Source organism: Halalkalicoccus jeotgali B3, assembly GCF_000196895.1.
Taxonomy (GTDB): Archaea; Halobacteriota; Halobacteria; order Halobacteriales; family Halalkalicoccaceae; genus Halalkalicoccus; species Halalkalicoccus jeotgali.
Window position 1 is genome coordinate 1432985 of the sequence record NC_014297.1, and the last position, 26493, is coordinate 1459477.

At 66.4% G+C, this 26493-nt stretch carries 34 protein-coding genes and 2 tRNA genes; 20 read left to right on the forward strand and 16 right to left on the reverse strand.

Annotated elements, in window-relative coordinates; translation table 11 throughout:
* Positions 1 to 13 precede the first annotated feature (13 nt).
* Positions 14 to 1333, forward strand: coding sequence for a right-handed parallel beta-helix repeat-containing protein (locus tag HACJB3_RS07410; protein ID WP_008417734.1), 1320 nt, complete (start codon positions 14 to 16; stop codon positions 1331 to 1333).
* 14 nt (positions 1334 to 1347) lie between these two features.
* On the opposite strand, the gene HACJB3_RS07415 is transcribed toward HACJB3_RS07410, so the two are convergent.
* Positions 1348 to 2088, reverse strand: a complete 741-nt coding sequence (locus HACJB3_RS07415; protein ID WP_008417733.1) for an SDR family oxidoreductase — start codon at positions 2086 to 2088, stop codon at positions 1348 to 1350.
* 92 nt (positions 2089 to 2180) lie between these two features.
* Between HACJB3_RS07415 and HACJB3_RS21315 the strand changes: the two genes are divergently transcribed.
* The 3 genes from HACJB3_RS21315 (at position 2181) to HACJB3_RS07430 (ending at position 3767) form a co-directional block, all read left to right on the forward strand.
* Complete coding sequence (locus tag HACJB3_RS21315) at positions 2181 to 2633, forward strand: helix-turn-helix transcriptional regulator (RefSeq protein ID WP_008417732.1); 453 nt, start codon at positions 2181 to 2183, stop codon at positions 2631 to 2633.
* A gap of 86 nt (positions 2634 to 2719) precedes the next feature.
* Positions 2720 to 2794, forward strand: a tRNA-Glu gene (locus tag HACJB3_RS07425).
* 70 nt (positions 2795 to 2864) lie between these two features.
* On the forward strand, positions 2865 to 3767 hold the full coding sequence (locus HACJB3_RS07430) for an NAD(P)-dependent oxidoreductase (protein WP_049934366.1): 903 nt from the start codon (positions 2865 to 2867) through the stop codon (positions 3765 to 3767).
* Positions 3768 to 3790: 23 nt separating this feature from the next.
* Here HACJB3_RS07430 and HACJB3_RS07435 read toward each other — a convergent pair whose 3' ends face one another.
* Together HACJB3_RS07435 and HACJB3_RS21335 are read right to left on the reverse strand one after the other, a co-directional pair.
* Positions 3791 to 4090, reverse strand: a complete 300-nt coding sequence (locus tag HACJB3_RS07435) for a hypothetical protein (RefSeq protein ID WP_008417730.1) — start codon at positions 4088 to 4090, stop codon at positions 3791 to 3793.
* A gap of 45 nt (positions 4091 to 4135) precedes the next feature.
* A complete protein-coding gene (locus HACJB3_RS21335) occupies positions 4136 to 4246 on the reverse strand; it encodes a DUF7563 family protein (protein WP_013199450.1) in 111 nt (36 codons plus the stop codon).
* A gap of 156 nt (positions 4247 to 4402) precedes the next feature.
* Between HACJB3_RS21335 and HACJB3_RS07440 the strand changes: the two genes are divergently transcribed.
* Entirely contained in the window at positions 4403 to 4777 is a 375-nt protein-coding gene (locus HACJB3_RS07440) for a DoxX family protein (RefSeq protein WP_008417727.1), read from the forward strand.
* A 5-nt stretch (positions 4778 to 4782) separates the two neighbouring features.
* Here the strand turns inward: HACJB3_RS07440 and HACJB3_RS07445 are convergent, their stop codons facing one another.
* A complete protein-coding gene (locus tag HACJB3_RS07445; protein ID WP_008417726.1) occupies positions 4783 to 5847 on the reverse strand; it encodes a Gfo/Idh/MocA family protein in 1065 nt (354 codons plus the stop codon).
* Positions 5848 to 5944: 97 nt separating this feature from the next.
* Here HACJB3_RS07445 and HACJB3_RS07450 point away from each other — a divergent pair, with 97 nt between their 5' ends.
* Positions 5945 to 6193: a glutaredoxin family protein gene (locus HACJB3_RS07450; protein ID WP_013199451.1), complete on the forward strand. Its 249-nt coding sequence runs from the start codon at positions 5945 to 5947 to the stop codon at positions 6191 to 6193.
* Here the strand turns inward: HACJB3_RS07450 and HACJB3_RS07455 are convergent.
* Complete coding sequence (locus HACJB3_RS07455; protein WP_008417724.1) at positions 6182 to 7132, reverse strand: AIR synthase family protein; 951 nt, start codon at positions 7130 to 7132, stop codon at positions 6182 to 6184. The two genes, HACJB3_RS07450 and HACJB3_RS07455, sit on opposite strands and share 12 nt — an antisense overlap.
* Before the next feature lie 192 nt (positions 7133 to 7324).
* Between HACJB3_RS07455 and HACJB3_RS07460 the strand changes: the two genes are divergently transcribed.
* Genes HACJB3_RS07460 through HACJB3_RS07475 form a run of 4 tightly spaced genes read left to right on the forward strand, consistent with a single transcriptional unit; the run spans position 7325 to position 8745 of the window.
* Positions 7325 to 7666 (forward strand): hypothetical protein, encoded by a 342-nt coding sequence (locus HACJB3_RS07460; protein WP_008417723.1) that lies wholly within the window; start codon positions 7325 to 7327, stop codon positions 7664 to 7666.
* Between the two features lie 47 nt (positions 7667 to 7713).
* Positions 7714 to 8076: a fluoride efflux transporter FluC gene (locus HACJB3_RS07465; protein WP_008417722.1), complete on the forward strand. Its 363-nt coding sequence runs from the start codon at positions 7714 to 7716 to the stop codon at positions 8074 to 8076.
* Positions 8073 to 8423 carry a fluoride efflux transporter CrcB gene (crcB, locus tag HACJB3_RS07470; RefSeq protein WP_049934368.1) on the forward strand — a complete coding sequence of 117 codons (351 nt, stop codon included), beginning with the start codon at positions 8073 to 8075 and terminating at the stop codon, positions 8421 to 8423. Before HACJB3_RS07465 ends, crcB begins: the two co-directional genes overlap by 4 nt.
* Before the next feature lie 31 nt (positions 8424 to 8454).
* Positions 8455 to 8745 (forward strand): HTH domain-containing protein, encoded by a 291-nt coding sequence (locus tag HACJB3_RS07475; RefSeq protein ID WP_008417720.1) that lies wholly within the window; start codon positions 8455 to 8457, stop codon positions 8743 to 8745.
* Positions 8746 to 9061: 316 nt separating this feature from the next.
* Here HACJB3_RS07475 and HACJB3_RS07480 read toward each other — a convergent pair whose 3' ends face one another.
* Positions 9062 to 9736, reverse strand: coding sequence for a hypothetical protein (locus HACJB3_RS07480; protein ID WP_008417719.1), 675 nt, complete (start codon positions 9734 to 9736; stop codon positions 9062 to 9064).
* 117 nt (positions 9737 to 9853) lie between these two features.
* Between HACJB3_RS07480 and HACJB3_RS07485 the strand changes: the two genes are divergently transcribed.
* Positions 9854 to 10663: an alpha/beta fold hydrolase gene (locus HACJB3_RS07485; RefSeq protein ID WP_008417718.1), complete on the forward strand. Its 810-nt coding sequence runs from the start codon at positions 9854 to 9856 to the stop codon at positions 10661 to 10663.
* Here the strand turns inward: HACJB3_RS07485 and HACJB3_RS07490 are convergent.
* Both HACJB3_RS07490 and HACJB3_RS07495 read right to left on the reverse strand, forming a co-directional pair.
* Positions 10654 to 11421, reverse strand: coding sequence for an enoyl-CoA hydratase/isomerase family protein (locus HACJB3_RS07490; protein WP_008417717.1), 768 nt, complete (start codon positions 11419 to 11421; stop codon positions 10654 to 10656). The two genes, HACJB3_RS07485 and HACJB3_RS07490, sit on opposite strands and share 10 nt — an antisense overlap.
* Before the next feature lie 38 nt (positions 11422 to 11459).
* The gene (locus HACJB3_RS07495) at positions 11460 to 12944 is read right to left on the reverse strand and encodes an ATP-binding protein (RefSeq protein ID WP_008417716.1); all 1485 of its coding nucleotides are present in this window, start codon (positions 12942 to 12944) and stop codon (positions 11460 to 11462) included.
* A gap of 249 nt (positions 12945 to 13193) precedes the next feature.
* Here HACJB3_RS07495 and HACJB3_RS07500 point away from each other — a divergent pair, with 249 nt between their 5' ends.
* The 5 genes from HACJB3_RS07500 to HACJB3_RS07520 are packed head-to-tail and all read left to right on the forward strand — an operon-like array spanning position 13194 to position 16932.
* Positions 13194 to 14024, forward strand: a complete 831-nt coding sequence (locus HACJB3_RS07500; RefSeq protein ID WP_008417715.1) for an NOP5/NOP56 family protein — start codon at positions 13194 to 13196, stop codon at positions 14022 to 14024.
* Complete coding sequence (locus HACJB3_RS07505) at positions 14021 to 14653, forward strand: fibrillarin-like rRNA/tRNA 2'-O-methyltransferase (protein WP_008417714.1); 633 nt, start codon at positions 14021 to 14023, stop codon at positions 14651 to 14653. The genes HACJB3_RS07500 and HACJB3_RS07505 overlap by 4 nt, the downstream gene beginning before the upstream one ends.
* Before the next feature lie 38 nt (positions 14654 to 14691).
* Positions 14692 to 15816 (forward strand): glutamate--cysteine ligase, encoded by a 1125-nt coding sequence (locus HACJB3_RS07510; protein ID WP_008417713.1) that lies wholly within the window; start codon positions 14692 to 14694, stop codon positions 15814 to 15816.
* A gap of 45 nt (positions 15817 to 15861) precedes the next feature.
* Positions 15862 to 16401, forward strand: coding sequence for a winged helix-turn-helix domain-containing protein (locus tag HACJB3_RS07515; protein ID WP_008417712.1), 540 nt, complete (start codon positions 15862 to 15864; stop codon positions 16399 to 16401).
* A 42-nt stretch (positions 16402 to 16443) separates the two neighbouring features.
* Positions 16444 to 16932, forward strand: a complete 489-nt coding sequence (locus HACJB3_RS07520) for a phosphopantetheine adenylyltransferase (protein WP_008417711.1) — start codon at positions 16444 to 16446, stop codon at positions 16930 to 16932.
* A 20-nt stretch (positions 16933 to 16952) separates the two neighbouring features.
* Here HACJB3_RS07520 and HACJB3_RS21035 read toward each other — a convergent pair whose 3' ends face one another.
* Complete coding sequence (locus HACJB3_RS21035) at positions 16953 to 17087, reverse strand: hypothetical protein (protein ID WP_008417710.1); 135 nt, start codon at positions 17085 to 17087, stop codon at positions 16953 to 16955.
* A gap of 53 nt (positions 17088 to 17140) precedes the next feature.
* The gene (locus tag HACJB3_RS07525) at positions 17141 to 17449 is read right to left on the reverse strand and encodes a hypothetical protein (RefSeq protein WP_008417709.1); all 309 of its coding nucleotides are present in this window, start codon (positions 17447 to 17449) and stop codon (positions 17141 to 17143) included.
* Between the two features lie 91 nt (positions 17450 to 17540).
* Here HACJB3_RS07525 and HACJB3_RS07530 point away from each other — a divergent pair.
* A tRNA-Leu gene (locus HACJB3_RS07530) sits at positions 17541 to 17625 on the forward strand.
* Between the two features lie 26 nt (positions 17626 to 17651).
* Here the strand turns inward: HACJB3_RS07530 and HACJB3_RS20160 are convergent.
* Positions 17652 to 17801: a hypothetical protein gene (locus HACJB3_RS20160; protein WP_008417707.1), complete on the reverse strand. Its 150-nt coding sequence runs from the start codon at positions 17799 to 17801 to the stop codon at positions 17652 to 17654.
* 119 nt (positions 17802 to 17920) lie between these two features.
* Here HACJB3_RS20160 and dacZ point away from each other — a divergent pair, with 119 nt between their 5' ends.
* Positions 17921 to 18736: a diadenylate cyclase DacZ gene (gene dacZ / locus HACJB3_RS07535; protein ID WP_008417705.1), complete on the forward strand. Its 816-nt coding sequence runs from the start codon at positions 17921 to 17923 to the stop codon at positions 18734 to 18736.
* Positions 18736 to 19494: a mechanosensitive ion channel family protein gene (locus tag HACJB3_RS07540; RefSeq protein ID WP_008417703.1), complete on the forward strand. Its 759-nt coding sequence runs from the start codon at positions 18736 to 18738 to the stop codon at positions 19492 to 19494. The genes dacZ and HACJB3_RS07540 overlap by 1 nt, the downstream gene beginning before the upstream one ends.
* Positions 19495 to 19507: 13 nt before the next feature.
* Here HACJB3_RS07540 and HACJB3_RS07545 read toward each other — a convergent pair whose 3' ends face one another.
* The 3 genes from HACJB3_RS07545 to purD form a co-directional block, all read right to left on the reverse strand.
* A complete protein-coding gene (locus HACJB3_RS07545; protein WP_008417702.1) occupies positions 19508 to 20017 on the reverse strand; it encodes an acyltransferase in 510 nt (169 codons plus the stop codon).
* Between the two features lie 82 nt (positions 20018 to 20099).
* Positions 20100 to 21623 (reverse strand): FAD-dependent oxidoreductase, encoded by a 1524-nt coding sequence (locus HACJB3_RS07550; RefSeq protein WP_008417700.1) that lies wholly within the window; start codon positions 21621 to 21623, stop codon positions 20100 to 20102.
* 52 nt (positions 21624 to 21675) lie between these two features.
* Entirely contained in the window at positions 21676 to 22998 is a 1323-nt protein-coding gene (purD, locus tag HACJB3_RS07555) for a phosphoribosylamine--glycine ligase (protein WP_008417698.1), read from the reverse strand.
* Positions 22999 to 23114: 116 nt separating this feature from the next.
* Between purD and HACJB3_RS07560 the strand changes: the two genes are divergently transcribed.
* Positions 23115 to 24290: a mandelate racemase/muconate lactonizing enzyme family protein gene (locus HACJB3_RS07560; protein ID WP_008417696.1), complete on the forward strand. Its 1176-nt coding sequence runs from the start codon at positions 23115 to 23117 to the stop codon at positions 24288 to 24290.
* A gap of 133 nt (positions 24291 to 24423) precedes the next feature.
* Here HACJB3_RS07560 and HACJB3_RS07565 read toward each other — a convergent pair whose 3' ends face one another.
* Both HACJB3_RS07565 and HACJB3_RS07570 read right to left on the reverse strand, forming a co-directional pair.
* Entirely contained in the window at positions 24424 to 24729 is a 306-nt protein-coding gene (locus HACJB3_RS07565; RefSeq protein WP_238532742.1) for a hypothetical protein, read from the reverse strand.
* Between the two features lie 298 nt (positions 24730 to 25027).
* Positions 25028 to 26428 carry a GntP family permease gene (locus HACJB3_RS07570; RefSeq protein WP_008417692.1) on the reverse strand — a complete coding sequence of 467 codons (1401 nt, stop codon included), beginning with the start codon at positions 26426 to 26428 and terminating at the stop codon, positions 25028 to 25030.
* Positions 26429 to 26493: the final 65 nt, after the last annotated feature.

Consider the following 26493-nt stretch of genomic DNA (forward strand, 5'->3'; position numbering starts at 1 on the left):
ACGGGGATGGGATATGCGACGGAGCACCGACAGAGATCTCGCGGGTGTCGATCGACGAACGCTGTTGCGGACCGTAGGGGGTGCGGCGCTCTCGACCGGGTTGCTCGGAACGGCGGCGGCCGACGACGGGGAGTACGGAACCGTCGTCGACATCGCCGAGGCCGGGGCCGACCCCACTGGGGCCGAACCGATCGACGACGTCTTCGAGGAACACGCCGACGACGATACCTTGCTTCGGTTCCCCGAGGGGCGCTACCGGGCGAACGACCTCAGCCTCTATGCGCTTTCGAACTTCGCCATGGTCGGTGAGGGCGACGTCACCCTCGTTCCGGGCGAGGAGTACGACGAGGCCCTCTGGCTCGGCGGGGCCGAGACCCGCGACCTCCGCATTGAGAACTTCACCATCGACGCGACCCGCGAGGGTGTCGCCCCCGAGGTCGTCGTCAGCGCCTACGACGGGCTCGTCGTTCGCGATCTCCGAAAGGAGGGCTTTCACGACGGCGATACGTCCATGGGCTTTCGTACCCTCGAGGAGGACGGCCACAGCCTGATCGAGAACCTGCGGGCGACCGATGGCGGTTCGGGGACGGGCGTCTACGTCAACACGACCGGTTCGATCGCGTTTCGGAACTGCGAGGTCGCGGGCTTCGCTGACAACGGGCTGTACGCCTCTCACTCCTCGGGACCGGTCACCGTCGAGGGCGGCCGGTACGCCAACAGCAACGTCACGCAGATCCGTCTGGGAAGCGCCGGCAGTTCCGTCGAGGACTGCGAGGTCGTCGTCGACGAACAGCCCGACGGGTTCGGCAACATGCGCGGGATCCGGATCGCGGACGGTCCCGGCCCGGTAACGATCGAAGACTGCGAGATCAGTGTCGAGGACAGTCAGGGAACGGGCGCCGTCGTCGGTGCGTACTCCGGTGGCTCCTTCGAACTGCGCGATACCCGGATCCACGTCGGCGAGGGATACACTACCCGGCGTTCGGGCGGGTCACGCACGAGCTACGCGGTCTACGTCGACGACGCCACGGCAGTCGACCCTGGCACACGAACGATCGAGAACGTCTCGGTCACCGGAAGCGGGACGTATCGGGGCGCGATGCGCTTCTCGCGGGATCACAACACGGTCGAGAACGTCTGTATCGACCAGTCGGGGCGGCGCCGGAACGGGATCGTCTTCGAGGACTCGGCGGACAACGAGGTCTCGAACGCCACGATCGACGTGACCGGCGAGGCGGTCGTCCTGAACGGCGGCTCCGCGGCCGATCGAAGCGAAATCGCTACCTCCGGGGGCTGTCCGGTCCCCGATATCGGTGCCGACAGCTCAGACTGAACTGTCGTGGGGGTTCAAAAGCCGCTGAACTTGTTGCGCCGGTAGAGATCGAGTTCGCTCACCGTCGAGTTCTGCTGGCCGGCGGCGAAGACGACCGCGTCGGCGACCTCCTCGGGTTCTGTGACCTCGCCCTCCTGGAAGCGCTCGGCAAAGGACTCGCCCGAGGCGCTCCCGAACTCCGTCCGTACTTCCGAGGGATTGATCACGGTGACGGCGACGCCCTCCTCGCCGACGCTGGCCTGGACGCTGCTTGCAAAGCCGCGGGTCCACCACTTGGTCGCCGCGTAGACGGGGTTCGAGGGGCGGGGGAAGTGTCCGGCGAAGCTCCCGATAAAGATCAGATTGCCCTGGGACTCCTTCAGGTGGGGCAGGGCCGCCCGCGTCGTGAAGAACATCCCGTCGACGTTGGTGTCCTGCATGAGCCGATAGTCCTCCGTCGAGAGCGACTCGACGTCACCCCCGCGGCCCAGTCCCGCGTTGTTCAGGAGGATATCGAGCCCACCAAAGCGCTCGACCGTTCCTTCGACCATCGACTCGACGCTCTCCTCGTCGCGGACGTCAGCCGATATCGTGAGCGTCTCGACGTCGTGTTCGGACTCGACCGCGTCCGCGATCTCGTCGAGGCGGTCTTCGCGGCGCGCGGCGAGCGCGAGGTCGACCCCTTCGCCGGCGAGCGCGTGCGCCGAAGCGGTTCCGATACCCGAACTCGCGCCGGTGATCAGTACGGTTCGTCCGTCGAGCGAGAGCGTCTCCATACGTCCCGATATCTCCGGCCCCTGTTGACTGTTCGGTTGTGATCCGTGACGGTCATAAGATTTTTTATATTCGAGAAATAATATGATCGAGAATGTACTGGGTGAGCAGTCCGTTCGGGGGACTCTCGTCGGTCGTCGGGCTCCAGACGCCGCCGACCGGCACCGCGGCGCTCCTCGTCGGTCTCTGTGTCGTTCTGGCGGCAAGCGGTGCGATCGCGTGGCGACGGCGGGCCTCGACACGGACGCCGGAGCCCGAACCCGAGACGACGACGGCGATCGAGGACGACCCCGGTCCGACCGACGAACCGGCGGCTCTGACCGACGAGGAGCGAATCCACCGGTTGCTCGAATCGAACCAGGGCCGGATGCGCCAGCGACGCATCGTCGAGGAGACGGACTGGTCGAAATCGAAGGTGAGTACGCTCCTTTCGAGCATGGAGTCGGAAGGGACGATCACCAAACTCCGGATCGGGCGCGAGAACCTCATTAGCCACCCCGGGTTCGAACCCGACGCGACCCGCTCCCCGCTCGAATCGAAGACGTGAGCACACGATAGCGCCCGCCACACCTGCGATAAAACGCAACTGTTAAACGACTCTCTCGGTTAGCGAAGAGTGCAGAGGCGACACGGGCTCCGTTGGTGTAGTCCGGCCAATCATCTTGCCCTCTCACGGCAAGGACCAGGGTTCGAATCCCTGACGGAGCACTTCCTTTTCTCATACGATCCTGCCGTCTGCAATAGCTATTTACGAGCGTTGCTCCCAGTATGCCACGATATGACGGACAAGACAGTCGGTTTCGTCGGACTAGGAATCATGGGTCTGCCGATGGCAAAGAACCTCCTCGACGCGGGCTATCAGGTCGTCGGTTACAACCGCTCCGAGGCCCCGGTCGAGGAACTCGTTGAGGACGGCGGCGAGGACGGTGGATCGCCCGCGGGCGTCGCCGAACGGAGCGACGTCGTCCTCCTGTGTCTCCCCGATTCGCCGGACGTCGAGAACGTCGTCCTCGGCGAGAGCGAGGAAGCCGAGCCCGTGATCGACGGGTTGAGCAAGGGGATGACCCTGGTGGATCATTCGACCATCTCGCCGACGGTCACCGAGGGGATCGCGGAGCGACTCGAGGAGGCGGGCGTCGCCATGCTCGACGCGCCGATCTCGGGCGGCGAGGAGGGGGCCATCGAGGGGACGCTCTCGATCATGGTCGGCGGGCGCGAGGCGGTGCTCGACGAACAGATGGACGTCCTCGAGGTGCTCGGCGGGACGGTCACCCACTGCGGGCCGAGCGGCGCCGGCCAGACGACCAAAGCGTGCAACCAGATCGTCGTCGCCGCCCAGATGGTCGGCGTGAGCGAGGCGCTGGTGTTCGCCCAGCAGGCGGGCGCGGACGTCGAGGCAGTGGTCGAGGCGATCAGCGGCGGCGCGGCGGGCTGTTGGACGCTCGATAACCGTGCGCCGGCCATGGCCGACGGCGATTTCGACCCCGGGTTCTTCGCCGAGTACCAGTACAAGGACCTGCGGATCGCGACCGACGCCGGCGAGGCCTTCGGCGCGCCGATGCCCCAGACCGCGCTCGCTCACGAACTCTACAAGACGATGGTACAAAACGGGATGGGGCGGGACGACAACTCCGGGGTGATGCAGGTCATCCGGATGATGGCCGGCGATCGGGAGGACTGAACCGGTCGGATCCGGTCCGTGGCTCAGCCGCCCCCGTCGGACGCGTTCGGTTCGTCACCGAAGACCGGCTCGGACGGCTCGCCGCTCGCGGTCAGGGCGTTTTCGGTATCGTCGGTGCTCCCGTTTCCGGCGTCGTCGGCGCTCTGGCTGGGATCGACCGGCTCCGAAAAGGTCGGAAATCCGTGGAGCACGCCGCCGATGCCGATGATCACCGTCGCGATGACCAGCATCATGGCCGCGAACGTCGCGAACGTCCGGGCATCGGGCGGGTCCGGTTTCCCCTCGCTGCGCGGTTTGGGTGGACCCCGGAGGCGTGTCGACATCGCTCACGTCTTATGAGCGTCGGTACTTGTACGTGACGAACGGCCCTACCGGCGGGCCGGCGCACCGTTGATGATTGCGGTCATATCGGTGCAGGCCGGACAGCCGTAGACTTCGCCGTCGTTTCCGGCGAACACCCGCTGGAACCGTCCAGTCACGTGTTCCCCGCATGTGGCACAGGTTGGCATGTGCATCCCCACGTCCACCTACTACCGACCCCGTTATCAATTTGTCCTGTCTATCAGGTATCAGTAACGGGCGGCTCTGCCGCTACCCGTCGCCTTTTGCGAGTTCCGGCCGAAAGGCGGGCGTCGATGAACGACGACACTCCGTCGCTGCTCGGCCGGCTCCTGTTCGGCGGGAGCCTCGCCGCGCTAGCCTACGGCAACTTCCAAGAACTCGAAGCGATGATCGGCTACGCCGACTCGAAGGACGTCCCAGAGGCCGACCGTCTGGTGCCTTTCGCCAGCGGGATGCTCGCCTTCGGCAGCCTCGCGGTGATCCTCTGGCGGGTCCCGCGACTCGCCGCCGGCGCGATCGCCGGCTTCCTCGTCGGAGTCACGCCGCTGATGCACGACTTCTGGAACGCGGAAGGACAGGAGCGCGATACCGAACAGACGAACTTCCTACAGAACGTCGCGCTGCTCGGTGCGGCGCTCGTCTTCCTCGGGCGAGCCGACGACGACTGAATCGGCTACTCGATCCGAACCGACGTTCCTTCTTCCGCGGAGCGATAGACCGCGTCGATGACTCGCTGGACGGTCAGCGCCTGCTCGACCGTGTTCAGTTCGGGCGCCTCGCCGCGGGCGACGCTCTCGGCGAACAATTTGTCGCTTGCGGCCCACCCCGTCTCGGGTAGACTGCCCTCCAGTTCCGAGCGCACGAAGTGATCCGTCCCCTGATGGCCGGTTTCGAACAGTTCCAGTTCGTCCTCGCCGAGGCTGAGCCGGGCACCCGCCTCGGTGCCGCGCACGGTGAACTCGTTGGTCGGCTCCTGTGAGGCCGCCCACGAGACCTCGAGCGAGACGGTCTGGCCGGTCTCACACCGGATCAACGCCGTAACGGAGTCTTCGACGTCGAACTCGCCCTCGCCGGTTCCCCAGTCCTCGGGGTCGGCGTAGTCTTCTCGCCCGGCGACGTTCGACCGGCTGATCCCCATGACCTCCTCGACGGCCGGGAAATCCAGCAGATAGAGCGCGAAGTCGATGGCGTGAACCCCGATGTCGACCAACGCGCCCCCACCAGCAAGCTCCTTCGAGGTGAACCACGTTCCCAGTCCAGGCACGCCACGCCAGCGGACGTAGTTACCCCGCACGTGGGTCAACTCACCGAACTTCCCCTCCTGGTCGTAGCCCTTGAGCATCTCGGCGGCCGCTGACAGACGGTTGTGGAAGTTCACCGCGCAGAACCCCTCTGAATCGCGGGCGGTCGCGGCGATTCGTTCGGCGCTCTCTAAGGTGTGGGCCAGGGGCTTCTCACAGAGCACGTCGACGCCGCGTTCGAGCGCGGCGACGACCGCCGGCTCGTGGAACTTGTTGGGCACCGAGACCGCGACCGCATCGAGGTCCTCGGCGTCGTACATCTCGTCGTAGTCCTCGTAGGTCGACGCCCCGAACCGGGAGCCGAAGGTCTCCCTGGCGTCGGCGTCGAGGTCGACGCCGGCGACGACGTCGTGGCCGAACTCCGCCGTGTTCTCGGCGTGGACCGTCCCCATGAACCCGAGGCCGACGACCCCGAGGCGAATCGATTGTTCCGTCATGTCTCGACTCACTCGAGTACGGGTGAATATTCTGTCGGTTGTGAACCACCCGGCCGCGAACCGAAACGGCCCTGTCGGTCCCGCACGAGCGACGAGTGTGAGCGAGCCAACCGTCATCACCGTCTACACCCGCGAGAACTGCCACCTCTGCTCGGAGGCGATTCGGACGATCGAGGACGTGGCGAGCGGGGTCGACCGGTCGGTCGAGATCGAGTCCATCGACGTCGACGAGGCGGGCCTCGCCGAGGAGTACGGCGAGCGCGTTCCGTACGTGCTCGTCGACGACAGGCCGGCGTTCAAGTATCGCGTCGATCCCGACGAGCTCCGCGCCGAGCTACTCCCATAGCCCGTAGAGGTCGTCGCGAACCGGCTCGGTGATCCGCTCGCCGTCGAGCGCGAGGGCGGGCTCGCCTTCCGTAACTCTACCGACGGCCGCAGCCTCGATCCCTGCCGCCGCGAGCGCGTCGAGCGCTTCCGTGACTCGCTCTTCGGGTATCGTCGCGAGCAGCGCCCCCGAGCCGAATATCTTCAGCGGGTCGACGCCCATCGCCCCACAGAGTTTCTCGGTACTGTCACGAACCGGCACCCGGTCGCGCTCGATCTCGACGCAGGCGTCCGAAGCGACCGCGAGTTCGAGCGCGCCGTCGATCAGTCCGCCCTCGGTCGGGTCGTGCATCGCGGTCGCGTCCTCGCGCAGCAGTCGGGCCTCGGGGAGGACGCTCAACTCGGCAAAGAGCGCCTCGCCGCGGTCGAGAAGGGGTTCGGGGAGGTCGAGTTCGTCCCGGAAGTCCGTCGCCAGAATGGCCGTCCCCTCGATGCCCGCGCCCTTTGTGAGGAGCACGCTGTCGCCCGGTTTCGCGCCACCGGTCGGCACGTACTCGTCGGCGAGGCCCAGACAGGTAAGGGTAAGAAGCGGCCGGTCGCGTTCGGGGGCGTACTCCGTGTGACCGCCGACGATCGCCACGCCAGCCCCCCGGGCGGCCGTATCGAGCTGCTCTATGACGGGATCGAGCAGCGACTCGTCGGGCAGGAAGACCGCGGCGGTCAGCCAGCGCGGTTCCCCGCCCGAGGCGGCGACGTCGTTGCAGGCGACGTGGACGCCGATCTCGCCGATGCGTTCTGCGGCTAGCGAGACGGGATCGGTGTTGACCACGAGCAACTGTTCGCCGATCCGGATCGCAGCGGTGTCCTCGCCGTAGGCCGGGCCGACCAGCACGTTGTCGTCGGGCGCGCCGGTCTGCGAGAAGACGCCTTCGAGGCGGTCGGGGTCGACTTTCCCGATCATACCTCGGACGGAGCCACCCGAGAACCGTATACTGTCGGGTATCGACCCGCCGGACCGCGCCCCCGACCGAGGATCGCGCCTGGCGGGCGCTCGGATCGGGTGTGATTCAACCGCCAGTTTCGTTGAATGAAACACGAATGTCTGACGGATAGCTGACTGAGTTTCAAGAGGGTGCCACAAGAGGGTAGGGGTATGGACTCGCTTGCAGACCATACCTCCCGTCGAACCACCGGACGGCACGGGCCCGATCCGGAATCCGGCGGGGCAACTGCCGCGATCAACAGGGTCCTCTTGTTGGCCGGGGCGTTACTGTTCATCAATGGCATCAGCGTGACACTCATTGCTGCACTCATCCCGGTCGCCATCAGTAGCGCCATCGTCATCACGTTCGTCACCGCCCTCACCGTTGCGAGTGCCCTCTGGTATCTCGTGCGGCGCAACCCCGCGAGGACGCGGGCGGCCATCGAGGCCACCCGCCCGCTGATCGAGAGCCTGACCGAGCGCGACCGCGCTCGCCGACAGGGCGGCCTGTAGCGTCGAAACCGTTCCATTTTATTGGTGACCTCACGGATCGAGTAGCGATGGCTTCCCGACCGGCCACCCTCGCGCTCGTCGCGACCGGCGGTTTCCTCGGCGCGATGGCCCGATACGGTGTGGCGCTACTCGGGCCGGGGCTGGCGGGGACGTTCCTCGCCAACGTCACCGGCTGTCTCGCCCTCGGGTACGTCTTTTACACCGCGGCCGCCACCGAGCGGATCTCACCGGAGACGCGACTGTTCGTCGCGACCGGGTTTCTCTCCTCGTACACCACCTACAGCACGTTCGCCCTTCAGACGACCGAGGCCTCGCCCGCGTGGGGGGTTCTCAACGTGCTCGGGAACTACGCCTGTGGCTTTGTCGCCGTCGTCCTCGGCCGGCGACTCGCCCTGGGTGAGTGGCGATGATCGACGCGCTGCTGGTCGGTATGGGTGGGGCGACCGGGGCGGTGTTACGATACCTCGTCGGACTCGTCGTCGGTCCTCGCAGCGAGTTCCCCCTCGAAACGCTCACTGTCAACGTCTTAGGGAGCTTCGCCCTCGGCTGGGTGACGTTCGCCGGGGTCGGTGAGAGGCCCGCCCTACTCGTCGGCGTGGGTGCTTGCGGGGCGTTCACAACCTTCTCGTCGTTCTCGGTTGATACGGTCCGACTCGTGGAGGACGAACGGGAGGCTCTGGCCGGGGTGTACGCGCTCTCGAACCTGCTCCTCTCCGTGGGTGCGGTTCTCGTTGGCGCGCTCGTCGCAACAGTATAGGTTTTACATAGTCGCTACCCTCAGAGGAGGTATGGCAACCGAGGAGATCCCCGCAAAGTTGACCGCACTCGCCGAGAAGATGGCGACGGAGTACCGAGAGTCGGAGTACGATATCGCGGTAGCGCTCGCGAACGCCGGAGAACCCCTCTCGACGGCGGAACTGGCCGAGGAGACGGGCTACACCGAACGAACGGTCAAAAAGCGCGTCGGCACCCTTGAGGAAGCGCTGGACGGCGAACCGCTGCTCCGGCGGGACGAGGAGGACCGACCGGTGTTAGCCGCACCGCTCGCGACGGCGGTCCGCGAACAGGCGGGCGAATAACCCGCGGCGTCGTCGCTGTATCGTAGCTTGTTCCAAAACGGTGTACGCGACCGCCGACCGGCTTCCGGTCGGCGCGGTGATCCGGGGTGGGGGGGAAAGCGGATCACCCGCGTACAGATGATGGCGTCGAATCGCCATCGAGAGTGCGATGGGGAGGGGGGGGGTGGCCTCTGACAGGCACAACGGCCGTCTCCTTGACGGCGATTTTTTCGAGGAGGTCTACGAATAAATACTTTGTGTATTATGTAAATCATAGTGGATAATATAGGTGTCTAGTTGACACCAACTGTTGCAGGACGGATCGCGAGGGACCCGGTCAGCGGTCGATTCCGAGCCCGAGAGCCATGAAGAGGCCACCAAACAGGAGCATCGTCACCGACCCGATCCCGAGCCCTGTGAGAAATCGCGCCTCCATTGTGGGTGCGCTCAGGCCGCGCGCGAGAAACGACCACCCCAGCGCGAGCCCGACGACCGCGAATATACTACCGACGACGACCGCGAGCGCTCGCGCGAAGGGACCGGACGGCCCGGCGGGGAGTGTCGTTTCGGGGGCTGACCGCCCGCCGGACTCGCGTCGCCCGCGGGCGGGTGCCGGATCGAGCGTCCACATCGCGACGAGGCCCGCGAGCAGCGCGAGCAGCGACACGGGCGGCGATACCGAGACGAGCACGAACTGACCGAGCGCGCCGAGGACGAACGCGAGCCCTGCGATTCGCCGATCCAGTCGTTCCGCGAGCGAAACCAACTGGAGAAGCGGGATGGCGTGCAACTCGTCGCTCGCCGGGCGCTGATCCGAGTTCCGGACCACCAGCCACAGGGCGAGCCCCGGGCCAGCCAGCAGCGCGACGCCGAGGAGCGCCGAGACGGGCGAAAGCGCCTCCATCGCGAACAGGACGAACCCCACGAGGAGCACCGTCACGAACCCGCCGACGGCGCCGAGCGCAACGTACAGCGTCGCCTGCCGGGAACGCGCGTCGAACCGGTCACCCATACCTCAGCATCCGATCACTGCTGAATAGTCCTGTCGGGCGACGGTTTTTGGTCCGTCCCGACGACCATCGGGTATGAGGCGTCCCTCGCCCGACCGACCCGCCCGAGGTGGCGAGCAGTGATCGGAACCCCCCTCCGTCGTGGTCGGTGGGCCAACCACCCCTACGTCGCCGTCGGCGACGGCCCGCGAACCCTGCTCGTGATTCCGGGCCTCAACGACCCACTCTGTCGGGTCACCGACCGGTGGTGGTTCAGCCTGTTGGTCGCGACCTACTGCGAGCGCTATACGGGTCGGCACACGGTGGCGATGGTGAGCCGTCCCGCCGGCCTCCCCGACAACGCCTCGACGCGCGATCTGGCGGCGGGGTATTCGAACGTCCTCGAGGAGGTCGGCCCCGCGGACGTGCTGGGCCTGTCGATGGGCGGGTTTCTCGTCGAGCACCTCGCGGCCGACTGCCCCGACCTCCTCGAGCACGCGATCCTCGGGTTGGCCGCGGCCCGACTGAGCGAACACGGACGCACGGTCGTCGAGCGCTGGCACGCACATGCCGACCGCGGGGAGTTCCGGCCGATCTACGAGGAGGCCGCGGGCGCGGTCGCGGTCGGCCTCCGGGGGCCGGTCGTCCGGGGGGCGGCCCGCCTCTACGGCCGTCTCGGCTCGCCCCCGCCCGTCGACCGCCGGGATTTCCTCGTCTCGGCCGACGCCTGTCTCGCCCACGACGCGACCGACCGTCTCGTCGATATCGAGGTCCCGACGCTCGTGATCGGCGGGACCGAGGACCCCTTCTTCACCAGGGAGCACTACCGCGAAACCGTCCGGAGGATTCCCGGGGCCGCGTTCGTCGAGATCGAGGAGGCCGGCCACGAGGCGGTCCTCGACCGTCGAGGCGAGTTCGACGGCGGGATCCGCGAGTTCCTCTACGAGTGAAACTCGGGGTCGCGATCCGCGAGGAACGCATCGACGCCCTCGCCGTGTTCTTGCGTGCCGTAGGCCTGTGACTGGACGACGTTCTCGTAGTCGAGCGCCTCCTCGAACCCGCGTCCGAGGTTCGCGTGGATCGTCCGCTTGGCGAGCCCGATGGTTCTCGTCGGGCGCTCCCGGAGGGTGTCGAGCAGGTCGTCGATCCGGTCGTCCAGTTGGTCCTCCCCGACGACCCCGTTGACTAGGCCGAGGTCGGCCGCCTCCCCGGCATCGAAAAACCGGCCCGTAAAGGCCAGGTCCTTCGCCGCTCGCAGGCCGACGAGCCGGGGCAACAGAAAGGTCCCGCCGGTGTCGGGGATCAGCCCCACGCGGACGAACGCGGCGCTGAAGCGAGCCGACTCGACGGCGTAGGCGAAGTCGGTGAGCGCGACGATGGCCATACCGGCTCCGACGGCGTCGCCGTTGACCTGAGCGACGATCGGCACCCGACAGGAGAGTGCCTCCTCAGCCAGCCGACCGAACGTCTCGTCGATGCGCTCGTAGGCCTCCTCGGGAGTTTCCTCGCGGGTGGCCATCGATTCGACGTCGCCGCCGGCGCTGAACGCCCGGCCCGCGCCCGTGAGTACGATCGCGTCGAACTCGGTGGGGTCGGCGCCGGACAGGACGTCGGCGAGTTCGGCCGCGGCGTCGGTTGTAAAGGCGTTCAGGGCGTCGGGGCGGTCGAAGGTGATCCGTTGAATCCCCGCGTCGTCAGTGACCTGCATGTCCGAGCGGATTCGGCCCACCGAGGTAAGTCCTCGCCTCAGACCGAAAGCGGGTCGGCGCTCTCGCGGACGAGTTCCCGCGCGGTCGGCGAGAGGGTGTAGATCCCGTCCGAGCGTCGCTCGACACAGGAACACTCGCGAAGCTCCATCAGCAGGGTCCAGACGTGCTGGAACGGCGCCGACACCGCCCGACCGACCTCCGTGGCCGTCGCCCCATCGCGCTCGGCCAGCGCCTCGATGACGGCCCACGTCTGGGCCTCGCTACAGAGCGACCGGCGGCTCGCGGCCTCGATCTCGGCGGCGATCCCCGCGGCCTCGGTATCGTCGTCCGCGTCCTCGACGCTACCCGACGACTGCCCTGGTTCCGCCTCGGGGCTCGGATCGGCCAGCCGCCCGTGTAGCTCCTCGATCTCGGCCTCCAGCGCGGTGTTCTCCGAGCGCAGTCGCTCGAGTTCCTCGTCCATTGTGGCCTCGGAGAGGGTCGCCTGTGCCGGCGGCATCGACCCGGAGCCCGACAGCGCGTCCGCCATCCGACTGGCCGCCTCGCTCACGTCGCGGGCGGACTCCAGTTCGCGTTCGAGCTGGTCGATCCGCCGGTCCCGTTGGGCGAGCTCGCGCTCCAGTTCGGCGACGCGCTCTTGCTCGCGCTGTTGGTCCGCGGTGATCGACGCGAGGTCCCCAACCAACCCGTCGCTGACCGACTTGAGTTCGGGTCGTTCGAAATCGTCGAGGCCGGGGGTCGCCCCCGCGTCGAACGTGCGTTTCCGTTTGAACCGCACCCGCCGGACGTCCCCGTCGGTCCAGTCGGTCTGGAGGAAGGCCTCGCCGGCGTCGAGTTCCGCGACGCGCTCGCCGTACTCGCCGCCGACGATCCGACCCACCACTTTTGTGTCGTTGTCCCACGTCAAACGGTGCCAGACCAGCCAGTTCGCCTGCGTGATGAAGTCCTTTTTCACGTCGGCGGGGCGCTGGCTGATCCCGACGATGCCCAGGCCGTGTTTGCGCCCGCGCTTGCCGATCTTGATGAGCATTCGGCCCGTCTCGTCCATGCCGCCCCCTTCGGGGATGTACTCGTGGACCTCCTCGACGACCAGCAGGAAGGGTTTCTTGAGCTTTTTCTCCTTGGCGAAGAGGTGGCGGGCGGTTTCGCGCAGCAGGTCGTTCGCAGCCGCCTCATCGAGATAGCCCGAGACGTCGAGGATGGTGGGGACGTTCTGCTCCAAGGCGAGTTCGGCGACTTTTTCGGCGTGTTCGGGGCCGACCTGGATGTCACACTCCTCGTCGGCGCCGGCGTGCAGCAGTTCGTACTCCTCTTTGAGTCCGTAGTACTCCCCGTCAGTATCGACGATGAGGACGGGATAGCCCGCTTCGAGCAGCTCCTCGACGACGACGCTCGCGGTGTTCGACTTCCCGCTCCCGCTCTTGCCGGTGATAAATCCCCGGCCCGTCAGGAGCTGGACGACCGGCATCTCGACGCGCTCGCCGTCGCCCTCGGTCCCGACCCGCACCTGTTCGTCGCTCATGGGTCGCCTCGCGCGGTCATTGTCGGAACGTATCGGCTATATTACTTAAACCCATCCGCTCGTCGGGGGGCGATGAGGGGGCGTGCCATCCGAGCCCGAGCCCACGGGACGGCCTGCTCTCCCGAACGCGAGTCAGACGACCTACGCGTCGCGGCCAGGAATGGTCACTGTGAGGTCTTCCATGGCGGGCGGTCACACCGCCGGACGGGAAGTCGGAGGGGTTTACCCGATCGGCCGAGTAGCGGCCCCATGAGCGAGGGATGGTTCGCCGATATCGACCCTGACGACCCCGAGGGAGCCGTCCGCGCCATCCGCGATGGGAGCGCCGACGCTCCCGACGAGTGGCCGACGATTGCCGTCGAGAGCGGGTTTGCAACCGACACGGAGGAGTACTACGAGCGCCTTCGGGAGGTGACGATCGACGCCGCCAGCGAAGCGGTCCGCGAGCGCGAACGGGCCGACGACGCTCAGCTCGTTCACGCCGTGCGGGCGATGGACGACGCCGACCGGATCGCAAACGAGCTGGCTGAGCGGGTCGCCGAGTGGGGCGGGAGCCTCTTTTCGGAGTCGGGATCGGGCGTCGAGTACGCCCGCCGGCTGGCCGACCGCGAGCCCCGTGGACCGGCCGAGGAGCGCGCGATCGCCCTCGCCGTCCGGACGGTGGAGGTGGCCGACGAGGCCGAGGCGCTGCGGGTGTTCATCGAGCGAGCCACGCCGACGGCCGCGCCGAACCTCGCGGCCCTCGCCGGCCCCGTACTGGCGGCCCGACTGATCGCGCTGGCGGGCGGACTCGGCGAACTCGCCAAAAAGCCAAGCGGCACGCTGCAGGTGCTCGGCGCCGAGGACGCGCTGTTCGCCCATCTCCGGGGTCATGCCCCCTCGCCGAAACACGGGGTCATCTACACCCACGAGTACGTCCGGGGCACTCGCCACGCGGATCGGGGCTCTGCGGCCCGGGCGCTTGCGGGCAAACTCACCATCGCCGCGCGGGTCGACCACTACGCCGGGGATCGTCGGCCCGAACTCGAGGAGGAACTCGACGAGCGCATCGCGACCATCCAGGCACGGGGGGAATCATGAACCTCACCGAGGGCGTCGAGGAGCGGGAGTTCGACGGCCGGCAACGCCTCGCGACCTGTGGCGAGGCGGTCTACGGCGAGCCGGTCGAGGACGGGTGGCGGGCATGGGATCCCCATCGCTCGAAGGTGGGTGCAATGATCGAGAAAGGCATGGACCTCGGGCTTCCCGACGAGCCTACGGTGCTCTATCTCGGGGCGGCGAGTGGCACGACCGTGAGCCACGTCGCGGACTTTTCGGGTCCCACCTACGCCGTCGAGTTCGCACCCCGCCCCGTTCGGGACCTCGTGGGAGTCGCCGAGGATCGAAGGAACCTCTTTCCCCTGCTGAAGGACGCTCGAAAGCCAGAAACCTACGCCCACGTCGTCGAGCGCGACGTCGACGCCGTGATTCAGGACGTGGCGACCCGCGGACAGGCCGACGTGGCGCTCGGGAATCGGGAGTTCCTCGCGGACGATGGGCGACTCCTCGCGGCGGTCAAGGCCCGAAGCGAGGACGTGACCCGCGATCCCGGCGACGTGTTCTCGGACGTTCTGGATCGGCTCTCCGAGGGCTACGAGGTCCTCGAAACCGAGCGTCTCGAACCGTATCACGAGGATCACCTCGCCGTGGTCGCCCGGCCGCGGATATAACAGGGGGTATTTATTCGCGGGGGCCGAACCCGGTTCCGATGGAGACGGGTTCGGCCGAGAACTTCGAGCGGATGGGCACCCTCGGGATCGAAGAGGAGTTTTTCGTCGTCGACGAATCGGGTCGGCCCGTCTCGGGGACCGACGAACTGGTCTACGCGAACGACCCTCCCGGAGTTCTCGCCGACCGTCTGGATCACGAGCTGTTCAAGTGCGTGATCGAGACCCAGACGCCGATCATCGGATCGCTCCCCGAAGCCGGCGACGCGCTCCGGGAGGTCCGGGACACGCTCGTTTCGTATGCCGCAGCACACGGCTACCGGATCGCCGCCGCGGGCCTTCACCCTGCCGCGAAGTGGCGCGAACTCGACCACGCCGAGAAACCCCGCTATCGCTCCCAGCTCGACCGGATCCAGTACCCTCAGCACCGAAACACCACCGCGGGTCTGCACGTCCACGTCGGGGTCGACGACGCCGACAAGGCGGTCTGGGTCGCAAACGAGATCCGCTGGTTCCTCCCGATCATGCTCGCACTCTCGGCCAATTCGCCCTACTGGAACGGGTTCGACACCGGCCTGGCCTCGGCGCGGGCGAAGGTCTTCGAAGGGCTACCCAACACCGGGATGCCCACGTCGTTCGAGAGCTTCGAGGAGTTCGCCACGTTCGAGCGCCTGCTGGTCGAGCGGGGCTCGATCAACGATCGCGGGGAGCTGTGGTACGACGTGCGGCCCCACTCGGAACACGGCACCGTCGAGGTACGGACCCCCGACGGACAGGCCGACCCCGAGTACGTGCTGGCGTTCGTCGAGTACGTCCACGCGCTGGTGACCGATCTGGCCGAACGCTACGAGGACCGCGCGGACCCGTGGGCCGCGTATCGGTCGAGCGGACACGGTCCGCGGGACGGCGAGGCCGGCTACGATCACCGCCGGGAACTCCTCGATGAGAACAAGTGGCGTGCGATGCGCTACGGCCACGCGGCCTCGTTTATCGACCGGGACCACTCGGGTGTCATCTCGCTCTCGGAGGTCGTCGACCGGGAGTGTGATCGGCTCGACGTTTCGGGGATCGGTCGGCTCTACGACGCCGAGAGCGGTGCGAGCCGCCAGCGACGGATCCGCCGCGAATCGGGCCCCGAAGCGCTCTACGAGTCGCTCGTCCTGTAGACAAGACTTTTTACCGGGGCTGGCTTTCGTCCTTCCAGAGAGGACATGTCCGAAAACGACCCAGACGACGGCGAGGAGATCCCGGTGACGATCGACACGGAGGAGGGAACGGACGCCCGCACGCGAATCGGGGAGGGCGCCGACCGCGCGGTCGAGGAGTTCGATAAGGGGATCGTCGACCTGCTGGCGTGGGTGCTCGACACCGAAACGCGCGCGCGGATCTACGTCTACCTCCGGCAGTACCCCGGCTCGACCAGCGAGGAGATTGCCGGGGGGACGGGTCTGTATCCGAGCACCGTCCGCGAGGCGCTTGCGGAACTCAACGAGGAGGGCAACGTCTCCCGCGAAAAGCGAGAGAGCGAGGGCGCGGGCAACAACCCCTACGAGTACACCGCGATCGCGCCAAGCGAACTCGTCGGCGGGATCGTTCATCAGGTTCAGGACGAACTCAACACCGTCTTCAACCTCGACCAGTACCTCACGGAGGATGGAAGCGAGGCGAGTCGGCCGATCACCATCACCGTCGACGACACCGACGATGAGGGTGAGGACGACGGCGACGACGCGGAGGAAGTCGAGAAGTAGCCCTTCCGAAGCCACTAAGCCACCGGCTCACATCGCCCCGGTATGCAGGTTGCGCTGGGCGGGACGTTCGACCCCGTACACGACGGTCATCGCGCGCTATTCGAGCGCGCGTTCGAACTCGGTGACGTCACCGTCGGCCTGACGAGTGACAAACTCGCACCGGAGACCCGCCGAGAGGACCGCTACGTCCGGCCGTTCGAGGAGCGAAGGGCCGATCTCGAAACCGAACTCGCGGCGCTCGCCGAGGACCGTGGCCGCGAGTACGAGGTCCTGGAACTCGAAGAGCCGACGGGTATCGCCACCCGGCCCCGCTTCGACGCGCTGATCGTCTCTCCCGAGACCGAGGCCGGCGGCGAGCGCATCAACGACCTCCGGCGCGAGCGGGGCCACGACTCCCTCGAACTCGTCGTCGTCGATCACCTCCGCGCCGAGGACGGCGACATCATCTCGAGTACGCGCATCGTCGACGGCGAGATCGACGAACACGGCCGGCTAACGCCCGACCGCGACGGGCGCGGTCGCGAACGCTGAGCCGATCGAAAACACTCCGCCTACGCGGTGACGCCCAGCCGTTCGAGGTCCTCGCTCGAATACTCGCCTCGCAGTTCCTCGATGGAGTGTTCTTCGCGCACCTCGGTGCGCTCTCGCTCGCTCATCCCCTCGACGGAGCCAAAGCAGTGACACATGCTACCTCGTTTGGCACACTCGGACAAAACTCTACCGGCAGTCCCGGTCGGCGTCACCACGTCGGGGGTTCCAGTCCTGCCGTTTCGAGCAGCGGTTTCCAGCGCTTTTGGACGGTCAGTCGGGTCACGCCGACCGCCTCGGCGACCGCTCCCTGCGAGCGTCTGTCGCCCGCGATCAACCCGCCGGCATAGAGGCTCGCGGCGATGGCAGCGGGTTTCGAGCGTTCGGCGTCGGGGGCCGTCGAGAGAAAGAGGTCCTCCGCGGTCGAGCGCGCGTCGCTCCCCATATCGAGGTCGTCGGCCGCCCGTCCGAGAGCGGCAAGCCAGCGTTCGTTCCGTACCCTGTCGCTCGCGCGATACACACCTCCGATTGGGCGCCATCGGAGTTAAACTCCCGGACCGACGGACCGACAGCGACGGGTTTTTACTGTGTTCTCGGGAAGTGCGTTGTGCGCGCGGGTTGCCGAGCCAGGCCAAAGGCGCAGCGCTTAGGACGCTGTCCCGTAGGGGTCCGCCGGTTCGAATCCGGTCCCGCGCATGAAAAACGAGCGGCGTCGGTCGCCGTCAGTTCGACGACTTCGACCCGCCCAACGCCTTCTTGACGAACCGGTAGCCCCACAGGGCGAGGACGACCGAGACGAGCGCGCCGGGGATCCCGTATTTCTTGTAGCCGAACGTCGCCGCCTTCTTGATAATCGCGAGTAGGGCAACCATCGTATCGGACGGTTTCGCGGAGACGCACAAAAGCGTTCGGCAGGAACGCGTCAGCCACCCGTCGGACGGCCCGAGACCGTCCACAACGCTTTTTCGCGCGCGCTGAGTGTCTTTGAACAATGGACACAGTCTCCGAGCTCCTCTCCGACATCGTCGAGAACGCGGACGCGGTCGCGCTCTTCTCGCCCACGGGATCCTTATACGAGCGGTTCGTCGAGGCGGACCTCGACGTCGACGTGATCGTCGTCGGAACCGAGAACGCCGTCGGCGCCGACGCGTTCGTCGATATCCCGCTCGACTTTACGGACATCGACGACCTCGTTGAGTTCGGGGTCGGCGCGGCCGTCGGGGACGGCTATATCGAAGAAGGTGACGTCGTCGTCTGTGCGATGGGCGTCTTCGGCGAGGAGATCGATACCGTCTCGCGGGTGCGCGCCGAGGAGTCGGTCCACTCTGATCTCTACGACCTGTTCGTCAACTCGCGGGCCGAACCCACCGTCATCCGGAGCGTGCTGGAGGTCGCGATCGATCTGGGCAAGAAGGGCCAGAAGGGCAAACCCGTCGGCGCGCTCTTCGTCGTGGGGGACGCGGGCAACGTGATGAACAAGTCCCGGCCCCTCTCGTACAACCCCTTCGAGAAGTCCCACGTCCACGTCGGCGACCCCATCGTCAACGTCATGCTCAAGGAGTTCTCCCGGCTCGACGGCGCCTTCGTCATCAGCGACTCGGGCAAGATCGTCTCGGCCTACCGGTATCTCGAACCCGACGCGAAGGGCATCGACATCCCGAAGGGGCTGGGCGCTAGGCACATGGCCGGCGGCGCGATCACCCGGGACACGAACGCTACCTCGATCGTGCTCTCGGAATCCGACGGCCTGGTACGGGCGTTCAAGGGCGGAAAACTCGTCCTCGAGATCGATCCGGAGGAGTATTGATGCAAGTATCGCTCCTGCGCGAACCGCTGGTGCTCGCACTCGTCGTGTTCGTCGCGGTCGTCGTGCTCGGATACGTCCTTGGCCAGCTACTGAAACAGGTGCTGACCGCCATCGGCGTCGGCGACGCCGTCGAGGGGACGGCCTTCGAACGCACCGCCCAGGGGCTCGGGAGTTCGACCGTCTCGGTCGTCTCGCGTCTGAGTTCGTGGTTCGTCTACGGCGTCGGGTTGGTGCTCGCGCTCTACGTCGCGGGCATCCTCGACGTGAGTCTCTTCTTCGCCGAGCTCACGTGGTTGCTCCCCCGGGCGTTCATCGCGCTGTTCGTGGTCATCGTCGGGATCATCGCCGGCGACAAGGTCGAGGTCCTGATCAACGAGCGCCTGCGAAGCGTCAAGTTCCCCGAGGTCGGCCTCGTCGGGACCGTCGCGAAGTACAGCGTCATCTACGTCGCGGTCCTCATCGCGTGTGGCCAACTGGGGGTCGCCACCACTGCCCTGTTGATTCTGCTCACGGTGTACGTCTTCGGGCTGGTCTTTCTCGTCGGGATCGCGGGCCGGGACCTGCTGGCCTCGGGCGCGGCGGGACTGTACCTCTTCTTGAACCAGCCCTACGGGATCGGCGATCGGGTACGGATCGGCGAGCGGGAGGGTGTCATCCAGGAGGTCGAACTGTTCATCACCCGCATCGAGGACGACGGCACCGAGTACATCGTTCCCAACAGAACGGTCTTCGAGGAGGGTGCGAGCAAACGCCGGTAGCGGGACGGGGCCATTACTCGCTCGGCTCCCGAACCTCGGCGGGAACGCCGACGGCGGTCGCACCCGGGGGCACGTCCTCGACGACCAGCGAGTTCGCCGCGACGCTCGCGCTCGCACCGATCTCCACGCCCGGCAGCACGACCGCGCCCGCGCCGATCATGGCGCGCTCGCCGACCCGGACGGGGCCGGTGCGATACTCCTCCTGGAGGAACTCGTGACAGAGCAGGGTGGCGTCGTAGCCGATGATCGCGCCGTCCTCGACGGTCACGAGATCGGGCCAGAAGACGTCGGGGGTCGATTCGAGCCCCCACGAGACACCCGCGCCGACGGTGACGCCGATCCGTCTGAGCAGCCAGTTTTTCACCCGGAGGCTCGGCGAATGCCGGGCGAGGACGATCGCGAGGTAGTTGATGACGATCCGGAGGGGGTGGCGGGCGTCGGGCCAGTGCCACAGCGAGTTCGCACGACCCGGTGTCGGGTGGCGGGTCACGCGGTCGTGGCGGGGCGTAGTCTCGTCGCTCACGGCCCCCCGTACGCCCGAGCGCCCCTTGAACTAGCGTGATCGCTCGGAGTCGATCCCGTCTCGGCCGTGGGGGACGTCCCAGTCACTTCTCCCGTGCCGTTCGGCGCGGAAGGTCCTCGATCGCCGGCCCGTCGAGCACCCGTCCCTCGGGGGTAAAGCGCGAGCCGTGACACGGACAGTCCCAACTGGCCTCGCCGTCGTTCCAGCGAAGCACACACTTCATGTGCGGGCAGACCGCCGAGACGGCGTGCAGGTCGCCCGATTCGGATCGCGAGACGCCGACCGGCCCGTCGTCGGTCTTTATCACGGTCCCCTCGCCCGCGCGCAGCGTCGCCTCCTCGCCGGCCAAAAGCGAGCGTGCCCAGTCGGCGGTGAAGTTCGCGCCGACCGCGGCGTTGTGGGTCAGAAACGACGCCGCCGACTTCTCGGTGATCCGCGCGGGCGAGAACACGTCCTGCTGGGGATGCTCGCCCTCGTCGATCAGTCCCGCGATGATCCGGCCGGCCGCGACGCCGCCGGTCATCCCCCAGCCACCGAAGCCGGTCGCGACGTAGGCGTTCTCGCCCACTGGTCCGAGCCGACCGATGTAGGGCACCCCGTCGAACGGTTTGTAGTCCTGGGTCGACCAACGATAGGCGATTTCCCGAACGTCGAAGTGCTCGCGGGCGAACTCCGCGAGGCGTTCGTAGCGCTCTTTCGTCGACCCTCCCCGTCCCGTCTCGTGGTTCTCGCCGCCCACGAGGACGAGCGGTTCGCCGTCCAACCGGTGAACGCGGATCGAGCGGTAGGGATCGCCCGCCTTGTAGTACATCCCCTTTGGGGGGTCACCCGCGACCCGCACCCCGATGACGTGCGAGCGTTTCGTCTCCATTCGCGCGAAGTAACCGCCGCGGTCGAACACGGGAAAGTGCGTCGCACAGACGACGGCGTCGGCGGCGACGACCCCGCTTTGGGTCGTGACCTCGCAGGGCTCACCGACCTCGAGGTCGGTCGCCCGCGTTTCCTCGAAGACGGTGCCGCCCGCCGCCTCGACGCCTTCAGCCAGCCCGAGGACGTACTTCCGGGGGTGGAACTGCCCCTGCTCGGAAAACCGGACCGCGCCAGCAGTGTCGTAGGGGAGATCGAGCTCGTTAGGTTCGACGAACTCGGCGGGCAGTCCCAACCCGCCTGCCGCCCGTGCCTCCTCGCGGACCTGCTCGCGTCCCGCCGAGTCCTCGGCGTAGAGGTAAGCGTCCCGTCGCTCGAACTCGGCGTCGAATTCCTCGCTTCGCTCGGCGACCTCCGCGAGGGCGGCCTCGTTGGCCTCGGCGTACTGGCGGGCCCGTTCCTCGCCGACGGTTTCGAGCAGGTGGTCGTACTTCAGGCCGTGCTGGGAGGTGACCTTCGCGGTGGTGTGGCCCGTCACCGCCGCGCCGACCCGGTCGCGCTCGATCACCGCGACGTCCGTTCCGCTTTCGGCGAGGTGGACGGCAGTCGAGAGTCCCGCAATACCCCCTCCGATCACCACCACATCGACCGTCCGGTCGCCCGAAAGCGCCGAGAATCGCGGGCCGTCGGTCGTCGCGAGCCACGGCGATTCGTCGCGGGTTCGTCCGTGATCGTCCATGCGACGTGTCACCACGGGGAGGTCCCTCGTCGTTGTCCCTGCGTACGCCGGGCTACTCGCCGCGCAGTTCGGCCGCGTGGTCGATGCGAGATTGCACTAGCTCCTCGGTGCCGATGTCGTGGCGGATCCGAACGCCCTCGTCAGCGTTCGAGAGGGCGCGCTCGGCGATCCCCTCGGCCTCGGAGATGGTTTCTGCGATCCCCACGACCGCGAACGCCCGCGAGGTGGTGGTGTAGACCCCGTCGTCCCTGCTGTCCACGCTGGCGTAAAACAGCCGGGCGTCGCCGTTCGTTTCCACCGTGGCGCTCGCTGCCTGTGCCACGGTCTCCTCGTCGACCTCGATCGGGGTACCTCCCTGCGGGTCGTCGGGGTAGCCCTCGGGGACGGCGTACTTACAGACCGTCGCGCGCGGGGCGAACGAGAGTTGGGGCAGGTCCTCGCCCTCGCGGGCGGCGACCAGTACGTCGAGGAAATCCGTGTTCATCACGGGCAGGGTATTCATCGCCTCGGGATCGCCAAAGCGGGCGTTGTACTCGATGACCTTCACCCCGTCGGCGGTCAGCATGAACTGCCCGTAGAGCACCCCCGTATAATCGCCGAGCGCCGCGACCGTCTCGTCGAGGATCCCGACGGCGTCTCGGTACTCGTCTTCGGTCAGGAACGGGAGTTCGAGGCCCGCGTCGCTGTAGGACCCCATCCCGCCGGTGTTTGGCCCCTCGTCGCCCTCGTAGGCGCGCTTGTGATCCTGGACCGCCGGGGTCACTCTGAGAGAACCGTTCGCGACGAGTCCTTGAACGGTGAACTCCTCGCCGACGAAGCGTTCCTCTAAGACGACTCGGTCGTAGGTCTCCTCGCGGAGGTACGCCTTCGCGCCCTCCTTGTCGACCTGATCGCCGATGACCTTCACGCCCTTCCCTCCGGTGAGGCCGGCGGGTTTCACCGCGAGGTCGGCTTCGGAGGAATCGATGTACGCACAGGCGTCCTCCGTACTCTCGAAGGTCTCGAACTCGGGACAACCCGGAATGTCGTGTTCGCGCATGAACCGGCGCTGGTAGGCCTTGTCCGTCTCGATTTTGGCCCCCTCGGCGCTCGGGCCGAACGGGAAGACCCCCGCGTCCGAGAGCGCGTCGGCCACGCCCGCCTGCAGGGGTGCCTCGGGGCCGATCACGGCGAGGGTCGCACCGACCTCCTCGGCGTAGGTCGTCACGGCACTCGTGTTCGTCGTATCGAACGTCTCGAATCCCGCTGCGATCCGGTCGATTCCCGGGTTGCGGTTGCCGGCACAGGCATAGAGTTCACAGTCGCTGCCCTCGAGCGCCCGCGCGATGGCGTGTTCGCGCCCACCCCCGCCGACCAGCAACACCGTCTCTGACATGGCTGAGTGAGGCGCGGGCCACGGGGTAAAGGTTGCCCTTCCGCGGAGCCCGCCGGTCGCAGGGCCAGGCGGCGTCGGTAGTATTACTACTCCCGAATCGAGTGGCCCAATCGAGCATGGAGGACGTAACGATCACGGACGTCGAGACGTACATCGTCGCGAACCCCTGGAAACCGTGGGTGTTCGTCGAACTCGAAACCGACGCGGGCGTCACCGGCCTCGCCGAGGCCACCACCCACGACAAGCCCCGTACCGTCGCCGCCGCCATCGAGGAGATGTCGAACTTCTTCGTCGGCAAAGACCCCTTCGACACCGAGGCGATCTGGCTGGAGATGTACCGCGACGAGTGGTTCTCGAAGAACGTCATCAACACCACCGTCTGTTCGGCCGTCGACATGGCCTGCTGGGACATCAAAGGCAAGTTGCTGGAGACGCCGGTCTACGACCTGCTTGGCGGGCAGGTCCACGGCGACGAGCTCCGTGCGTACGCCAACGGCTGGTACACCGACACGCAGGGCGAGCCCGACGGGTTCGCCGAGGCCGCAGAGCGCGTCGTCGCCGATGGGTATGACGCGATGAAGTTCGATCCCTTCGGAACGGCGTGGCAGCACATGTCGAAAAAGGACGTCAATCACTCCGTCGACATCGTTCGGGCAGTCAGGGAAGCCGTCGGCCCGGACATCGACCTCCTGATCGAGTGTCACGGGCGCTTTTCGGCCGCTCAAGCGATCGACATTGCGCGCAAGCTCGACGAGTTCGATCCCACCTGGTACGAAGAGCCCTGTCCGCCGGACTCGATCAACAGCCTCGCCGAGGTGGCCGACAAATCCCCGATTCCGGTCGCGACCGGCGAACGCCACATGACCAAACACGACTTCTTCGAACTCGTCACCCGCACGGACGTCGACGTCTTCCAGCCCGACCTGATGAACACCGGTGGTATTACCGAGGGCAAGAAGATCGCGGGCCTCGCGGAGGCCGACCACGTCAGCGTCGCCCCGCACAACCCACAGGGCCCGGTCGCGGGCGCGATCTACTCGCATTTCTGTACTGCGACGCCGAACTTCCTGATCCAGGAGATGTTCCAGACCTACGACGTCGAGTGGGTCGACGACCTCCTGACCGAGCCCCTCGAAGTCGAGGACGGCTACGTGCAGGTACCGGAGGGTCCCGGCTTCGGCATCGACCTCGACCACGAGGTCGTCGAGGAACACGCCTACACTGAGGCAGGCGTCCACACGATCAACCTCTTCGAGAAGGACTGGGAGAAGCGCGAAGTCGACATGCGATAACGCAGCGATCGCTCCGTTGACTTCCTGTTTTTCAGATACTAGCCCGAATCGACCGGTCGATAGCGAGGTTACGGTGGGCGTGGGTCGCTTGAAACCCGTTCGTGGGTGCAGAAGACGGCCCTCAGTGGGATTCCTACCGGCCCCCAACAATGAGATCGGGTGCGAAGACGACGATTGCCAGCATGGACAACAACACGAGAACCGCTATGACACGCAGTAGACCGGCCGCTCGCCATCGGCCCGCCAGAAGGGACTCGGCAATACCCGACAGAACGGTCCCAACGACCATGAACAACAACCAACTGGCCGATGAGAACCCACCGGCCGCCCCGTTATAGACGTAGAGGATCGAAAAGAAGAGCGCGCTCGTGAACATCACTGCTGCATGGCGGCGGCCCGATGGCTCACTCACTATCGCTTCGCGGACTGTGGAGGACATTGAACGAATACTCCTTTCAGAGAACAAGTAGATTATGGCTATCAGATCTTTTCTACTCTGTTGGGCACCCCAGCCGCTACAAAAGAATCAGGAACTAGAGTCAAAGAAGCGAGTATTCGCACTGACCCCTGTTTTAGAAAGAATAGTCAATAAATTTATATTATCATTACAATCGCTTAGGCGCGGTTCGTTCACTTCGTACGAATTCTCGACTATTTTCTCAGAGGAGTGTCGGACAATCGGGATCACAACCGAGCCGAAGAATCGTAAAGCCGCTTATAGGCGAATTTCGACCTACTTAGGCAAGCGGCAGCACCGTCGAGATGACCAGCGTCGCCAGCAGACCGACGACCCCGATCAGGATCGTCGCCACCGTCCACGTTTTAAGGGTTTCCGCCTGCGTGAGCCCCCCGATCTCCTTGACGATCCAGAAGCCCGAATCGTTGTACCACGAGCAGAAGGTAGCGCCCGCGCCGATCACCATGACGAGATAGGCCGTGTTGACCGTCAGTTGGCCGGTAAAGGGTGCGACGATGCCGGCCGTAGTGACGATCGCGACCGTCGCCGACCCCTGGACGAGGCGCACGCCGGCGGCGATCACCCACGCGGTCACGAGCAGCCCGAACCCGATGTTCTCTAGCCCGCTCGCGATGTACTCGCCCGCGCCCGCCGCAGCCAGCATCGCCCCGAATGCACCACCGGCGGCGGTGATCGCGGCGATGTTTCCACCGCTTTTGAGCGCCTCCGTGAGTTCGTCAGAGAAGGTCTCCTCGGTGAGGTCGCTCATCCGGTAGAACGTAAACGCCGCCGCCAGCGCGGCGATCGTCAGCGAGAAGTTCGGATCGCCGAAAAAGCCCGTGATACTTGCGGCCCCGCTCTCCTCACCGAGGTACGTCTCGACGCCCGTATTCGCGGCCACGAGCAGGACCGCGAGCAGGATCGGAAGCAGCGACTCGAACAGCCCCGGAAGGGCGCTGGTCGGCCTGCTGACCTTCTCTTCGAGTTCCTCGACGTCGGTCCCCATCGCATCGCGCAGCGGGATGTCGAGCCGGCGATTGATGAAGTGCCCGTAGCCGAGCCCGGCGACGAGCGCGGTCGGGAGCCCGACCAGAATCCCGACGAGGATCGTCGTCCCGAGGTTGGCACCGACCTCGGCGGCCGCCAGCAGCGGGCCGGGCGTCGGCGGAACGAACCCGTGGGTGGTCGCACCGGCCACGCCCATGGCGACGATAAACAGCGTGTAGTCCCCGCCCGTCCGGGAACGGGCAGCCCGCGCCAGCGGCGCGAGCAGGTAAAAGACGTTGTCGAAAAACACCGGGATCGCGATCACGAAACTGCTCCCGAACAGCGAGATTTCGGATCGGCCCTCCCCGAACAATGAATTGAACCCGCGGACGATGCGATCAGCGGCCCCGCTTTCGATCATCGACTTGCCGATGACCGCCGCCATCAGGATCGGGATCCCGATCCCGGCCATGTTGTTCCCGAACGCTGTGGCGAACTCGGCGGGCACCTCGCCGAAGACGATCTGTGGTGTGACGATTCCGACGACCAGCCCCGAGACGACCAGCGCGATAAACGGGGGCAAGTCGAAGACGATCAACATGATGATGATCGCTACGATTCCTGCCAGGAGCGAAACGAGGGGCCCCTGCCCACCTAACTGCAGTACGGTAGCGTCGAACATTCCGTTTGCCATCACGGATAAGGGGTATTTAATAATTATCAATATCCAGCTGGCCGATGTATCGGCCGCCGTCAGTA